Consider the following 12,978-nt stretch of genomic DNA (forward strand, 5'->3'; position numbering starts at 1 on the left):
GGCCCTTGCTATCAATTATACGCCGCCCACAAGCCTTTTAGATCTCAGGATTCGGGGCGGCTCAAGCGGTAGCGGAGCTGCTGCAGGTGATGCTGCTCGTGGTAGGCCAGGGTCTGTAGCCAGCCGAGGGCAGTCAGCTCGCCGAAAAAGGGGTGGGCATAGGTGGGGGGCCAGGATAGGCGCTCCCCGCTTTCGGCCACCTCGAGCAGCAGGCGTTGGCGCACCGCTTCCAGGCGTTCTAGCAATTGCGCACGGGTCAGCCCCCCCTTGGGCTCCATCTGGGGTGGGGCCAGCAGGCGGCCATCAGGCCGGGTTCGACCGGGCGGCGGGGGCGGGAAGGGCTCGGCCTCGCCCAGGGCGACCTTGCGCAGCCGCCGAATAATTTTTCCTGCCGACTCCTCGACCAGCGCAAGGTGCTCGAGCACCTCAGCGGGACTCCAAACCTCTGGCCCAGGTCGTCTCAACAAGGCCTCGTCGGTAAGACCCTCCACCAGTTGTAAAAGCTCCTGCCGTGAACGTGCCAGATGGCGCAGGCAATGGGCCGCATCACCAAAGCGCGACAGCATCTCCTGGGCGGAAGACATGAAGGCATTCTACAAAAATCAACCCCCCTGGCTACGAGCGATCAAAGGCCTCGCACATCTGGCTGGTGCAGGGCAGGCAGACCAAGCCCTTCAGGTAGAGCTCGTGCACCGCATCCACACCGGCAATCTGTTGCAAACGCTCGAGCGAAATCTGCACTTCGTGATCCGGTAGATACACTTTGACCTGGTTCATGGTGCCCGGAACCCACTCGCACTGGATACCTCCCCTCCCCGGCAATCCTTGTTGAAGCGCCTGCATAACCCTGCACCCCCTCACTGCCACAAAACCTGGTCTTTGAAGATATTTATAGCCGAACGGGTTGAATTGAACTAGAGAATTATGTCCCGTTGCAGGCCAGGCACCCAACACATCATGAAGCGTTTCAATTTGCCCACCCTCGAGCGGGTACAGGTAAGATACAGGGGTTATGGTTCCGATTGATCTGTCCGGTAAAAAAGCCCTGGTCATGGGCGTAACCAACGAGCATAGCCTGGGCTGGGCTATCGCCGAAAAACTGTACGCTGCTGGGGCCGAAGTGGCCTTCAGCTACCAGGGCGAGCGGCTCCGGGAAAAGCTTGAGAAACTTACCGCAGGCCGTCCAAATCAGCGCCTGTACCAGGTGGATGTCACCGACGAAGCCGCCCTCAAGGCCATGTTTGCCGACCTAGGGCAGGCCTGGGGCGGCCTCGACTACCTGGTACATTCAATCGCCTTTGCCCCCCGCGCCGCCATGGAAGGCCGCTTCATCGAGACCACCGCTGCCGACTGGAACACCGCCCTGCAGGTCTCGGCCTACTCGCTGGTCGCCGTGGCCCGCGAAGCCGAGCCGCTGCTCCGCGAGGGGGGCAGCCTGGTCACCCTGACCTACTACGCCTCCGAAAAGGTGGTGCCCAGGTACAACGTAATGGGCATTGCCAAAGCCGCCCTGGAAGCCAGCGTGCGCTACCTAGCCTATGAGTTGGGCAAGAAAAACATCCGGGTCAACGCCATCAGCGCCGGGGCCATTCGCACTGTGGCGGCCATGAGCATTCCCGGCTTTCGCAAGATGGTAGCCAAATACAATGCCACAGCCCCCCTGGGGCGCATGATCACCCATGAGGAGGTGGGCAACCTGGGTTTGTACCTGCTCTCCCCCCTATCCAGCGGCACCACCGGCCAGACGGTGTATGTGGATGCAGGCTACAGCATCATGGGCATGAGCTGGGATGACGCGCAGGAATAGATCCCCAAAGAGGGGATGTGGGGGCGCTATGATCCCTCGGTTTTCACATGCACCCCCGCATGTTCCGAAGGAGCCCATAGCTTAGCGGAAGGGCGGGATGCCCTGTCGCTAGCAGCCGCTCCAGAGGAATGCCCTGGAACGGCCCGCTTTGGGCGATTCCTTACAGACAAAACCTAGCGGCGCTTGCGCCCACCCTTGCCACCGGGCTTTTTACCGCCGCCGCTAAAACCTCCAGCACCGCGCAAAAAGCTTTTGAGCTTGTTTTCAAACTCGGGAGCCTGGCGGGGCAAGCGCTTGGGCCGGGGGGGCTCCACTGGGGCCGGGGTCAGTTCCTTGATGGAAAGATCCAGGCGGCCCTTTTCATCACGCCCCAAAACCAGCACCGAGACCACATCCCCTTCATTCAAATGGTCGCGGATGTTCTTGACGAACTCGTGGGCCACCTGCGAGATATGCACCAGACCCGACTCACCGTTGGGAAACTCCACAAAAGCCCCAAACTCCACAATTCGTGTAACACGACCTTCTACGATTGCACCGGCTTCAAGCTCCATTCAAGCGTTCCTCCAAAACCACACGCAATCCCATAGCTCAGATGTACCAAAGCTGTTGGGGATTCACGATACCTCACTATACCATCCCCGGTCTGCTTCGCCATAAAGCCACGCCCCGTCTAGGCGCTGTAATAGCAGATTCGGCGAACCAACCCCACCAAAGGGATACGCTTTCTTCGCCGAGCATAGCAAGGGGTGTGCTCTAGGATGCCCAAAGATGGCCTCTGTTTGCATCCGGTATAAGGGGTTGGCGGCTCCAAATGTAACGCATTTGCAACACTAAATATAAAAAGTGATATATTTGAACCACGGAGGAACTCAAAATGATCGTCGACCGCCCCAGGGATTTATGGTTTGAGCTCGATAGCGAGGAGCGCCAGATTATCGGCGCTCTGCGGGATTTTTTGCAGGCCGAGGTGGCCCCCACCGCCGCCGAGCGCGACGAGACCGGTGCCTTTCCCTTTGAGATTGTGAAGAAGTTGGGCCAGATGGGGGTGATGGGGGCCCAGGTGCCCGAGCAGTACGGCGGGGCAGGGCTTTCGACGCGTACTTTTGCCCGCATTATCGAAGAAATTGCCGCGGTGGATGGTTCGCTGGCGCTTACCGTGGCCTCGCACAACAGCCTGTGCACCGGCCATATTCTGATTGCCGGCAACGAACAGCAGAAGCGGCAGTTTCTGCCCCGGCTGGCTTCCGCCGAGGTGCTGGGGGCCTGGGGCCTCACCGAACCGGGCAGCGGCTCAGACGCGGCGGCCATGCGCACCAAAGCCGAAGAAACTGCCTCGGGCTGGGTGCTGAACGGTTCAAAGCAGTTCATCACCCAGGGGTCGGTGGCCGGGGTCTATGTGATCAACGCCCGCACCGATGCCGCCCCCAGCGAGGAAAAGAAGCACCTGGGGCTCTCGGCGCTGGTGTTCGAGGCCCCCATACCCGGTCTGCGGATTGGGCGCAAGGAGAAGAAGCTGGGGCTCAACGCTTCGGACACTGCGCAGATAATCTTTGAGGATATTACCCTACCCAAAGAGGCCCTGCTGGGTGAGCGGGGCAAGGGCTTCTACGATGTGATGAAGGTGCTGGAAGGCGGGCGCATCGGCATTGCCGCCATGGCGGTGGGGCTGGGGCGGGCCGCTCTGGAGTTCGCTAGCAAGTATGCCCTACAGCGCGAGCAGTTTGGCAAGCCCATCGCCGAGTTCCAGGCGGTCTCGCACAAGCTGGCCGAGATGGCTACGCAGCTAGAAGCCGCCCGGCTTTTGTACCTGAAGGCCGCCGAACTGCGGGACGCCGGTAAGCCCTTCGGCCCGGCTGCGGCCCAGGCCAAGCTCTTCGCCTCGGAGGTAGCGGTGCAGGCCTGCGACGAGGCCATTCAGATCCTGGGCGGCTACGGCTACATCAAGGAGTACCCGGTCGAGCGCTACTGGCGCGACGCCCGCCTGACCCGCATCGGGGAGGGCACCAGCGAGGTGCTGAAGGTCATCATCGCCAAGCACCTGCTGGCCCAGTACCGCTAACAAAGACCCTTCCCCCCTTCCCTGCGCCCTGCTATCCTTTTGCGGTGTACGAACTGTTCAAGCCCTGGCTGTTCCGCCAAGACCCCGAGACCATCCACGAGCGGGTGATGCACGGCCTGGCCTGGCTGGGGCAGCGGGGGCCTGGCCTCGAGCCCATCCGCCTGTTCTTCAGCCTGCGCGACCCGCGCCTCGAGGTCACGGCCTTTGGCCTGCGCTTCCCCAACCCCATCGGTCTGGCCGCAGGTTTCGACAAAAACGCAGCAGCCGTGCGAACCTGGGCCGCCCTGGGCTTCGGGCACGTGGAGGTTGGCTCGGTGACAGCCCGGCCCCAGCCGGGCAACCCCAGGCCCCGCCTGTTTCGGCTGCCCCAGGATCAGGCGCTCATCAACCGCATGGGCTTCAACAACGAGGGGGCCGAGGCCATCGCCCGCAGGCTAGAACGCTTGCAACAAACCTTTGGCCGGCCCCCGGTGCCGCTGGGCATCAACCTGGGCAAGTCCAAGATCACCCCCCTGGAGGAGGCCCCCCAGGACTATTTGCAAAGCCTCTCCCGGCTGTGGCCGTATGGCGACTACTTCGCCATCAACGTAAGCTCCCCCAACACGCCGGGGCTGCGGGCTTTGCAGGATAAAGAGCGGCTGGAGGAGCTGCTGGCCGCGCTCACCGGGTTTGTGCAGGGCCGGAAGCCCCTGCTGCTCAAAATCGCCCCCGACCTTACCTGGGAGCAGATTGACGAGATTCTGGGCCTGGTGGAAGATTACCGCCTCGCGGGCCTGATCGCCACCAACACCACCACCGCCCGCACCGGCCTGCAAACCCCCATAGACCAGGCCGGCGGCCTCTCGGGCAGGCCCCTGCGGGCGCGCTCGCTGGAAGTGTTGAAGTATCTACATCAGCAGCTTGGGGGCCGGCTACCGATTGTCTCGGTGGGGGGTATTTTCAGTGCAGAGGACGTGTGGGAGCGGCTGGAGAACGGGGCCACGCTGGTGCAGGTGTACACCGGTTTGGTCTACGAGGGGCCCCTGATGATGAAAAAGCTGTGCCGGGGGCTGCTGGAAAGAATGGAGCGAGAAGGTTTGCGCAGCCTCACAGAGCTCCGTTCGACTCCGTAGCCAGCAGTTCGCGAATTTTCTCGAGCTCCCCTTCGGCAGCGGCCTCGCCATCCCGGATGGCCTGCTCGAGCTGCGGCTGCTGAAAGTTAAAGATTCCGATGCCCTCGAGCTTAGGCCGCAGCACCAGGTCGGGGCGCGCGACCGCCAGCTTTACCTCGGCCAGGCGGATCTGCATAATCTCCACCGAACGGTAGACGTTTTGGATGGGGTTGGTGTCCGTGCCACGGCGGAAAATCTGCTGCCACCAGGTTTTTTTCTGGGGGTGCTCATGCAACACCTCCAGCGGGGTCACATCCACCGCAATCACCCGCTCCGCTCCCAAAAAGCGGGCCAGATCCACCGGAATCTGGTTCAGAATGCCGCCGTCGGCCAGCAGCTGCGCGCCCACCCAGATGGGGCTGATCACCCCTGGGTAGGCGATGGAGGCCCGAATGGCCTGGAACACATCGCCCTGGCGAAAATACACCTCGGTTCCGGTAACCAGGTCGGTAGCAGTAATGCCCAGCGGAATGGGGAAATCCTCTATCTGGCGGGGTAGGTGGGGCTCCAAAACACGCACCAGCTCGCTGAAGTTGAGCATATCGCTCAAAGGGTTTAAGTCCAAAAAGCGCCAAAAAGATGTCTGGGACAAGATCTCCTGCACCCCACTGGCCGAGTGACCCGCAGCGAAAAAGGCCGCCATAATGCTGCCCATGCTGGTTCCGGCCATCACGCTGGGGCGGAAGCCCTCGCGTTCCAGCACCCGCATTACGCCAATGTGGGCGTACCCTCTGGCCCCCCCACCGCCCAGAGCCATTCCGAAACGCTTAGACTCCGCCATGCCTCCAGCCTAACCCCAAACCACTGGTTAATTCCATTTAGACTTAGACAAGGACCGCGCCGCCTACAAAGAATCTAAAAAGCGCTTCTTGAGTTCGGGGGTTGGCACCATACAGCGCTCGAGCCGCCCAAAAAGGCGGTAGCGGTTTTTGGCAATCAAGCGGTAGACCCAGTCCCGCAACCCCTTGGGCACCCACCGCAGTAGCGCGGGGATGCGCCACACCCCTCCCAGCCGGTAGAGGATGTGCAGGGCGGCATCCGACTCCAGCCAGACCCGCCCCTCCTCAACCACCACCACGCTATCGGCCAGAGCTGTCTCGGTAGGAATACCGTACCGTCGAAGCAGCTGTTGCCCAACCTCGGACTGCTGGGAAGCAAACACAAAGCGCTGGGACTTGTCGTGGCGAAGGATAAACTGCACGGTGCGGTGGCACAGGTTGCAGACACCATCGAACAACACCACCGTCTTCATGGTTTCAGTTTAGTGCGGTAGGGCTCGAGGGAATGTGGCAGGGGCATTTGTAACCCACCTTGCGCCCCCAACCCCCCGTGTTGCTAAAATGCGCAACACGGGGTAGCCAAGGTGAAACTCATTGACCAATACGGGCGCATCATCAAGGATCTACGAGTTTCGGTCACGCCGCGCTGCAACCTGCACTGTTTGTACTGCCATCCGCTGGGCTGGGAGCAGAGCGAACCCCCCGGCACCCTCTCGGTTGAAGACACCCGCCACTTCCTGAAGGCCATGCAGATGCTGGGCCTGGAATCGGTGCGCTTTACCGGCGGCGAGCCCCTGGTGCGCAAAGAACTGCCCCAGATGATCGCGGCGGCCCGCGAGCTGGGCATCCCCGATATCGCCATCACCACCAACGGCCTCCTCTTCAAGCGAAAGGCCAAGGAGCTTTTAAGCGCAGGGCTCAAACGCATCAACCTCTCGATGGACGCGGTAACCCCCGAGGTCTTCCGAACCATGACCCGGGGCGGGCAGGTCGAGAAGGTCTGGGAGGCCATCGAAACCGCCTGGGAGCTGGGCATGCACCCGGTCAAAATCAACGCGGTGATGATCCGGGGCATGAACGAACAGGAGGTAATTCCGCTGGCCTCGCTCTCGCTGGACAAGCCCCTCGAGGTGCGCTTCCTGGAGTACATGCACCTCGACAACTCCAACCCTGAGCTCTACCACGCCCGCTTTATCAGCGGGGCTGAGACCCGGGCCAGAATCGAGGCCCACTTTGGCCCCCTCGAGCGCGTAGACCACGACCCCACCGCCCCCGCACGGGTTTATCGCATTCCCGGCGCGGTGGGTACGGTGGGCTTTATCAACCCGGTTACCGAGCCTTTTTGCTCCAAGTGCTCCCGCCTGCGCCTGACCGCCGACAAAAAAATCCGGCCCTGTTTGCTGACCGACCTAGAGATGGACATCGCCTGGGCCTTTGAGGCCGAGAACCCTGTGGAGGCCCTGGTAGACGCCATCCTGCTGGCTACCGACCGCAAACCGGCCTTTGGCAACACCCTGCCCACCCTGCGCGAGCGGGTGATGGTGGGAATTGGCGGCTAGAGCACACCGTAGTTGTAGGTATCGTGGCGGCCATTTTTGTCCACAATGGCCCACCAGCGGTGCTCGGAGAGCGAGGGCATCTGGAGTAGAAACACCCAGAACTTGTTGGGGTTTTCGCCGCCATCGGGCTGAATGGGGCTTTCGGGGGTGATCAGGGTGAGCTGGGAATCCCCCGCGTTCATGAAGTCCCGCACGGCATTTTGTAGCTCCTCGTGGTCGGGTTCGTCGGAGAGGTCGTAGGCCGAAGGATCGGCCTCGATCAGGCCCAGGGGGCTTTGGTCGTCCTCGCCGTCCTCTACAAAGCTGGTAATGGCCGCCTCGAGGGCCTCGAGAAAGCCCTCTTCATCGGTCACAGAGGGTACTTCGACATTCAGGTCGGGCACCCCCAGCGCTCTCAGCAAGGATTCTATTCGCTGTTGCAAGGCCATAAGCAAGCTCGTCTGATTACATAACCACAAATGTGCAGACCGGTCAAGCAAAACCCAGGCGAGCCGGGGCTTGACCGCGCTGGTGTTTTCTTCAAAACCCTGTTATTGAGCCTTGGCCTGCCGGAAGCGTTCGATGCAGGCCTGCACCTCGGCCACCGCCCCGGCCCTGTCTTTCCAGCCCGCAACCTTGACCCACTTGCCCTTGTGGGCTTCCAGGGCCTTGTAGGTCTCGAAGAAGTTCTGAATCTCCTGTTTGTAGGCGTTGGGCACGTCGCTTAGATCCTGGATGTGATCCCAGCGGGGGTCTTCCGCCACCACCCCGATGATCTTGGCATCGCCGCCTTTCTCGTCCTGCATGTCCACCATGCCCACAATCCGCACATCCACCACCACGCCCGGCAAGAGGGGGTAGGTGGAGAGGATGATGCCATCCAGGGGGTCGCCGTCCTCGGCTAAGGTGGAGGGGATGAAGCCGTAGTCGCCGGGGTAGAACTGGGCGGTAGGCAGCACCCGGTCGAGCTTGATAGCTTCGAGGTCGGGGTCGTACTCGTACTTGTTAGAGGAGCCGCGCGGCACCTCGATAACCATATGAACGATCTCAGGGGCTTTTTTCCCAACGGGTAGGTTCTTGAGGTTGGCCATAGCGCACTTATTTTGCCACCCTTCCGCCAAAGCGGCAAATAATGGTGCCATGCTGGAAAGGGTTTTCTATCTAGCACTCCTGTACGTCCTGCTGCTTACGCTTCTTGCTCCGCAACTGCAAAACGTGTGGGCCGTAAAACTCGGCCTGTACCTCGCCACCGCCCTCATCTTGCTGTACCCCTTGGTATGGCTGCTAGGGCTGCTGGCTCTGGCGCGGCGGCGCCCTGCCTTGGCCATAAGCCTGGCCCTGAGCACCATCTCCCCACCCATCCTTGCCACCAGCCTCCTCCAGCTCATCGGCGGGTTCGTGGCCTCAGCCCGCTACCGCTCCCGCCCACCCACCGCGGAAACCTACCGCCAGCGAACCCGCTACACCCTTCCGTTCACGGGGGTGTGGTGGGTCGCCAACGGCGGGCCAGACCCCTCCACCTCGCACTCCTGGGAGCTGATAGGCCAGCGCTACGCCTACGACTTCGTCATTCTTGACGAAAGCGGGAAGAGCTATCGCCAAGACGGGCGGCGGATTGAGGACTACTACGCCTTCGGGGCGCCGGTGCTGGCACCGGCGGACGGCATGGTGGTAGCGGTGCAGAACCGCCACCGCGACTGCCCGTGGCCGGGGGTAATAGACCCCTTGGCCTGGAGCATCCTCGGCAATTACGTGGTGATCCGCCACAACGAGGGCGAGTACAGCCTCCTCGCCCACCTGCGCCGGGGGAGCGTGCGGGTGCGCCCTGGAGATCGGGTGCTGCGAGGGCAGGTGATCGGGGCGTGCGGCAACTCCGGGCACTCCACCGAGCCGCACCTGCATTTTCAGGTTCAGGATCATCCCAACTTCTTCCTGGCCGCTTCCCTGCCGGTACGCTACAGCCGCTGGCGCCGCGTGCGGGAAGGACAGGGCCAGGAGGTGGAGGAGGGGTTTTTCGTCCGGGGGGAGTGTGTAGAAAGCCTCGAGGGCGCGCCCAACCCCGCCCGGTGGCCGCTTTTGCGTTAGCATCTTCCTATGCAGCTGCGCTTCTTCCTCGTCCTGGCGGCCCTTGGCTTCGGCGCTTCGGGCCTGGCCCAGTCCCTGAGTTTTGGTCTATATGCTCGCCTGAGTCCGGACTACCTGACCCCCACGGTGGAGGCCACCCTCCCACTGGAGGGACTCGAGCTCAACGCGCGCTTTCAGCGCGAGGCCCTGGGGGTGGGGCTGGGCGGTGCCCTGGAGCTTGGCCCCCTGGGCCGGCTGAGCTACGGCGCACGGGCCAGCCTGGGCTTTGCCGGCTGGGGCTTACAGGCCGCTGCCAGCGGCGTCTTTGGCCCGGTGGCTGCCAGTCTGGAGGCCGCTTATAGCAACACCCTGCGCTCGAGCTTGTGGGTGGGCGACGAGGCCGAGGGCGGGTTGAAGCTGGGCCTGGGCGGGCGCTACCGGCTGGACGGACGGCAGACCCTGGGCCTGCAACTGGGCTTCAAAAACAGCCTGGCCGGCGTCGCCAGCGGCTCGGGGGAGCTGAGCTATGCCCTGCGCCGGCAGGAGACCTACACCCTGGGGCTGGGGATAGACGATTCACGCCTGTATGGCCTGCTGGGCTGGCGGGGCGAGCTCGATGAGGCCGGGACGCTGCTCGAGGCCACCCTGCGGGCCGGGCAGCTCAACCGGCTGGAGGCGGCCCTCACCACCCCGCTCGACGAAGACCTGCTTAACTACCTTAAGCTGCGCCTAACCGTGGCCTACCCCTGGGCTGCTACCCTGGGGGTGGAGGCCTATGGCTTCCGCGTCGATGCCGGCTACGATGGCGGCTTCTCACTATGGTTGCGCTACCGGCTCAGTTTTGGAGGCAACGAATGAAAAAACTACTAACAATCGCCTTCCTATCCCTTGGGCTGGCTATGGCCCAGAACATCACCGAAATTACCCGCCAGGTGCAGGCCAACCTGGAACGCTCGCCCTGGGAGGCCACCATCACCGGCAGGGTGCAGCTACCCGACGGCAGCACCCAGGAGGCCGATTTCCGGCTCCAGGTGATTCCGGGCAAGGAGCAGCTGGCCCGCGTCGAGTTCAAAAAGCCCGCCGCCCTCGAGGGCAACTTTGTGGTGATCTCGGATAAGGAGGTCTGGAACTATCTCTTCCTGACCAACCAGCTCATCATCCAGCCCCGCGCCAAAGCCCGGATAGAGGGCCTGGGTGTGAACCTGACCAGCCTGGGCGACTTCCAGGAGCTCACCCAGCAGGTCACGCTGCGGCTGCTGGGCGAACAAAACACCCCCGCCGGCCCGGCCTGGCGCATTGCCGGCACCCCCAAGGATGCCTCGCTGGGCTTTGCCAGCATGGAAATTCTGGTGCTCAAGTCCGACCCCCGCCCCCTCTCCATCACCCTGCGCGACAGCAGCAACAAAGTGCTGGCCGACCTGAACCTCACCAACTTCCGCCGGGCCAACCTGACCCCCCAGGCCCTGCGTAAGCGGCCCGCCGATGCCGAGGTGTTGCGGCGGAACTAAAGTAAGGGACTTTGGCTCACGCAATGAGCAGCTTGATATGCTATGAATAGCAGACCGACTCAGATCAGGCTTACAGCGCGCAGGCTCGATTAGAGCGAGAAAAGGCCATCACTCGCGCATGTCATAGACAGCTACAAAACGAAAAGCACGCAGCCGTACACGCTCTTCAGGTTCAAGCGAGACACCTTGCCCATCTTGGTTCTTTGAAGAATCTAATAGACGTCTTGCGTAGGAGGGGAGTTCTGCTTCCCCTTCGATATAGATGTTATAAGCACGATGAAAATACTCTTCGAAGTATCCTTGTGTACCCAGAAGGCAGCAGAACATGCAGTGAAAAGGTTTTGCTTCCTTTAGCAATTTGTCGAGTGAAACACGTTTGCCACGTTTTCCGTCAGCAAACTCCTCCATTACTAAAGCGTCAGCTACGTAGATAGCACCGTCTGCAACTGAAAGTGGACAAATTGTTGAAGAAGACAATGTGTAGATGAAATAGAGAGGAAGCCTACCATTTTGCCTGGAATACGCGAGCAGCTTATTCATTTGCGCCTTTGTATTGTTGGGGTACCTAAGTCGCCTAACATAGGAGTCGCTACGCTTGATGAACTTCTTCGCTTGGACAGCAAAAGAAAGATGAAAGGTACGGCCAACTAACCAGAGCTCAAGCTCAAAGTCGGCACCGGTCACCCTCTCCCGGTCACGACTGAACGGTGTCACGCGCAAATAATTGAAGCGCTTATCTATTTCCCGCCACTTCCATACCAAGTAGTCAGTGATCGACTCCTCCTTTGCGCTGTCTACATTCTCAAGGAACTTGCGCACTTCAACGGAAACAGCGTGGTTGTGCTCGGCCGGATACATGTGAGACTCTGAGCGAAAGAGAATAGGGGGAACCGACTCTGGAAAGGAGGTTCCCCCAGATGCAGCTTACTACAGTTGGAAAACCCCTGCTCAAAGCCGCCAACCAAGCCAGCCAGCTCGAACAAGCAGGCGCCGGCGACCCCGTCGTGGCCGAGCGCCTGCGGAAGCTCAAACTGGTAGAGACCCTCAGAAAAAAGAAAGTTCCCTGGGACGAAGTCCAAAAGCTGGTAGGCATCAGCAAGGCCACCTACCACCGCTGGAAAAAAAGACTCGAAGAACAAGACCTTGCCGGCCTCAAACCCAAAAGCCGCAAACCCAGGAAGCTGCGCCGGAAGGTACACTGGAAACCCGATGTCCTCATACGCATAGAGCGGCTGCGCAAACAAAACCCCACCTGGGGCCGCTGGCGCATCGGGCAGAGACTGCACAGAGAGGGCTACACCCTAAGCGAACGCACGGTAGGACGCATCCTGAGCTACCTGGAGCGAAGCGGCCGGGTGGAGCCGGTGAGCGCTTTCCTGGCCAGAAACCGTAAGGCCCGTTTGCGCAGGAAGAGCCAGCGGCCCTATGCCCGGAGGAAGCCCGCGGAGTACACGGCGCTGCGGCCTGGGGATCTGGTACAGGTGGATACGCTGTGGGTGGATCTGGGGGACGGGACGGGTCTGCGGCAGTTTACGGCGGTGGACACGGTAAGCCGCTGGGGGACGGCGGGGGTGTACAGCCGGGCGAGTGCTAAGACGGCGCTGGATTTTCTGCAGCAGCTGGTGCGGCGATGTCCTTGTGTCATCCGTGCGATCCAGGTGGATGGGGGCAGCGAGTTCATGGCGGAGTTTGAGGAGGGTTGTCGGGTATTGGGGATAGAGCTTTTTGTTTTGCCGCCGAGGAGTCCGAAGCTGAACGGGATGGTAGAGCGGCTGCAGCGGACGTTTCGGGATGAGTTTTACACGCGGGCTTTACCGCTGGGGATAGAGGCTATTCAAGGGGAGCTGGAGGGTTATCTGGAGCACTACAACCTGCACCGGCCGCACATGGCCCTGGGGGGGTTGGCGCCGGTGGAGTACCTGGCTAAGCTACAGGAGGTGTCGGTTCCCCTGGAGTCTCAAATGTATTGACCGATTACAGTGGTTTGCAGCGCATATGTCCATAGGTTATGCTGGTCGCGGAACGTTTTGCGCCAGTACGCTGTTAGCACCAGGGCCGTATCTCGGGAT

Annotated in this window: 15 protein-coding genes and 1 pseudogene; 8 read left to right on the forward strand and 8 right to left on the reverse strand. The window is 61.3% G+C overall.

Annotation, left to right across the window (positions count from 1 at the left end; translation table 11 throughout):
* Positions 1 to 44 precede the first annotated feature (44 nt).
* A complete protein-coding gene (locus MTAI_RS13060; protein ID WP_027888496.1) occupies positions 45 to 584 on the reverse strand; it encodes a DinB family protein in 540 nt (179 codons plus the stop codon).
* Between the two features lie 31 nt (positions 585 to 615).
* Entirely contained in the window at positions 616 to 843 is a 228-nt protein-coding gene (locus tag MTAI_RS13065) for a hypothetical protein (RefSeq protein WP_027888495.1), read from the reverse strand.
* Between the two features lie 169 nt (positions 844 to 1,012).
* Between MTAI_RS13065 and MTAI_RS13070 the strand changes: the two genes are divergently transcribed.
* A complete protein-coding gene (locus tag MTAI_RS13070) occupies positions 1,013 to 1,807 on the forward strand; it encodes an enoyl-ACP reductase FabI (RefSeq protein ID WP_027888494.1) in 795 nt (264 codons plus the stop codon).
* Between the two features lie 173 nt (positions 1,808 to 1,980).
* On the opposite strand, the gene MTAI_RS13075 is transcribed toward MTAI_RS13070, so the two are convergent.
* Positions 1,981 to 2,361, reverse strand: coding sequence for a S1 RNA-binding domain-containing protein (locus MTAI_RS13075; protein WP_027888493.1), 381 nt, complete (start codon positions 2,359 to 2,361; stop codon positions 1,981 to 1,983).
* 323 nt (positions 2,362 to 2,684) lie between these two features.
* Between MTAI_RS13075 and MTAI_RS13080 the strand changes: the two genes are divergently transcribed.
* Complete coding sequence (locus MTAI_RS13080) at positions 2,685 to 3,869, forward strand: acyl-CoA dehydrogenase family protein (protein ID WP_027888492.1); 1,185 nt, start codon at positions 2,685 to 2,687, stop codon at positions 3,867 to 3,869.
* 44 nt (positions 3,870 to 3,913) lie between these two features.
* Positions 3,914 to 4,981, forward strand: coding sequence for a quinone-dependent dihydroorotate dehydrogenase (locus tag MTAI_RS13085; protein ID WP_027888491.1), 1,068 nt, complete (start codon positions 3,914 to 3,916; stop codon positions 4,979 to 4,981).
* On the opposite strand, the gene MTAI_RS13090 is transcribed toward MTAI_RS13085, so the two are convergent.
* Both MTAI_RS13090 and MTAI_RS13095 read right to left on the reverse strand, forming a co-directional pair.
* Positions 4,956 to 5,801: a patatin-like phospholipase family protein gene (locus MTAI_RS13090; RefSeq protein ID WP_027888490.1), complete on the reverse strand. Its 846-nt coding sequence runs from the start codon at positions 5,799 to 5,801 to the stop codon at positions 4,956 to 4,958. The two genes, MTAI_RS13085 and MTAI_RS13090, sit on opposite strands and share 26 nt — an antisense overlap.
* Before the next feature lie 63 nt (positions 5,802 to 5,864).
* Positions 5,865 to 6,272, reverse strand: coding sequence for a thiol-disulfide oxidoreductase DCC family protein (locus MTAI_RS13095; RefSeq protein ID WP_027888489.1), 408 nt, complete (start codon positions 6,270 to 6,272; stop codon positions 5,865 to 5,867).
* 111 nt (positions 6,273 to 6,383) lie between these two features.
* Between MTAI_RS13095 and moaA the strand changes: the two genes are divergently transcribed.
* Positions 6,384 to 7,358 carry a GTP 3',8-cyclase MoaA gene (gene moaA, locus MTAI_RS13100; protein ID WP_027888488.1) on the forward strand — a complete coding sequence of 325 codons (975 nt, stop codon included), beginning with the start codon at positions 6,384 to 6,386 and terminating at the stop codon, positions 7,356 to 7,358.
* Here moaA and MTAI_RS13105 read toward each other — a convergent pair.
* Positions 7,355 to 7,711, reverse strand: a complete 357-nt coding sequence (locus MTAI_RS13105) for a hypothetical protein (RefSeq protein ID WP_223299641.1) — start codon at positions 7,709 to 7,711, stop codon at positions 7,355 to 7,357. The two genes, moaA and MTAI_RS13105, sit on opposite strands and share 4 nt — an antisense overlap.
* A gap of 177 nt (positions 7,712 to 7,888) precedes the next feature.
* Positions 7,889 to 8,428: an inorganic diphosphatase gene (locus MTAI_RS13110; protein WP_027888486.1), complete on the reverse strand. Its 540-nt coding sequence runs from the start codon at positions 8,426 to 8,428 to the stop codon at positions 7,889 to 7,891.
* Between the two features lie 49 nt (positions 8,429 to 8,477).
* Between MTAI_RS13110 and MTAI_RS15630 the strand changes: the two genes are divergently transcribed.
* From MTAI_RS15630 to MTAI_RS13125, 3 genes are read left to right on the forward strand one after another with little or no spacing between them, the layout of a single operon-like run.
* Positions 8,478 to 9,422, forward strand: a complete 945-nt coding sequence (locus MTAI_RS15630) for a M23 family metallopeptidase (RefSeq protein ID WP_051349842.1) — start codon at positions 8,478 to 8,480, stop codon at positions 9,420 to 9,422.
* A gap of 9 nt (positions 9,423 to 9,431) precedes the next feature.
* Positions 9,432 to 10,259, forward strand: coding sequence for a hypothetical protein (locus MTAI_RS13120; RefSeq protein ID WP_027888485.1), 828 nt, complete (start codon positions 9,432 to 9,434; stop codon positions 10,257 to 10,259).
* Positions 10,256 to 10,909, forward strand: coding sequence for an outer membrane lipoprotein carrier protein LolA (locus MTAI_RS13125; RefSeq protein ID WP_027888484.1), 654 nt, complete (start codon positions 10,256 to 10,258; stop codon positions 10,907 to 10,909). The genes MTAI_RS13120 and MTAI_RS13125 overlap by 4 nt, the downstream gene beginning before the upstream one ends.
* 108 nt (positions 10,910 to 11,017) lie before the next feature.
* Here MTAI_RS13125 and MTAI_RS13130 read toward each other — a convergent pair whose 3' ends face one another.
* Positions 11,018 to 11,767 (reverse strand): DUF6615 family protein, encoded by a 750-nt coding sequence (locus MTAI_RS13130; RefSeq protein WP_036197287.1) that lies wholly within the window; start codon positions 11,765 to 11,767, stop codon positions 11,018 to 11,020.
* A gap of 59 nt (positions 11,768 to 11,826) precedes the next feature.
* Here MTAI_RS13130 and MTAI_RS13135 point away from each other — a divergent pair.
* A pseudogene (locus tag MTAI_RS13135) lies at positions 11,827 to 12,914 on the forward strand (integrase core domain-containing protein).
* Positions 12,915 to 12,978 lie beyond the last annotated feature (64 nt).

Source organism: Meiothermus taiwanensis WR-220, from assembly GCF_003568585.1.
GTDB lineage: Bacteria > Deinococcota > Deinococci > Deinococcales > Thermaceae > Meiothermus > Meiothermus taiwanensis.

Excerpts from the sequence above, each read along its gene's own strand:
- MTAI_RS13060 (WP_027888496.1), bottom strand. The coding sequence starts at position 584 with ATGTCTTCCGCCCAGGAGATGCTGTCGCGCTTTGGTGATGCGGCCCAT.
- MTAI_RS13065 (WP_027888495.1), bottom strand. The coding sequence starts at position 843 with ATGCAGGCGCTTCAACAAGGATTGCCGGGGAGGGGAGGTATCCAGTGC.
- MTAI_RS13070 (WP_027888494.1), top strand. The coding sequence starts at position 1,013 with ATGGTTCCGATTGATCTGTCCGGTAAAAAAGCCCTGGTCATGGGCGTA.
- MTAI_RS13075 (WP_027888493.1), bottom strand. The coding sequence starts at position 2,361 with ATGGAGCTTGAAGCCGGTGCAATCGTAGAAGGTCGTGTTACACGAATT.
- MTAI_RS13080 (WP_027888492.1), top strand. The coding sequence starts at position 2,685 with ATGATCGTCGACCGCCCCAGGGATTTATGGTTTGAGCTCGATAGCGAG.
- MTAI_RS13090 (WP_027888490.1), bottom strand. The coding sequence starts at position 5,801 with ATGGCGGAGTCTAAGCGTTTCGGAATGGCTCTGGGCGGTGGGGGGGCC.
- MTAI_RS13095 (WP_027888489.1), bottom strand. The coding sequence starts at position 6,272 with ATGAAGACGGTGGTGTTGTTCGATGGTGTCTGCAACCTGTGCCACCGC.
- MTAI_RS13110 (WP_027888486.1), bottom strand. The coding sequence starts at position 8,428 with ATGGCCAACCTCAAGAACCTACCCGTTGGGAAAAAAGCCCCTGAGATC.
- MTAI_RS15630 (WP_051349842.1), top strand. The coding sequence starts at position 8,478 with ATGCTGGAAAGGGTTTTCTATCTAGCACTCCTGTACGTCCTGCTGCTT.
- MTAI_RS13120 (WP_027888485.1), top strand. The coding sequence starts at position 9,432 with ATGCAGCTGCGCTTCTTCCTCGTCCTGGCGGCCCTTGGCTTCGGCGCT.
- MTAI_RS13125 (WP_027888484.1), top strand. The coding sequence starts at position 10,256 with ATGAAAAAACTACTAACAATCGCCTTCCTATCCCTTGGGCTGGCTATG.
- MTAI_RS13130 (WP_036197287.1), bottom strand. The coding sequence starts at position 11,767 with ATGTATCCGGCCGAGCACAACCACGCTGTTTCCGTTGAAGTGCGCAAG.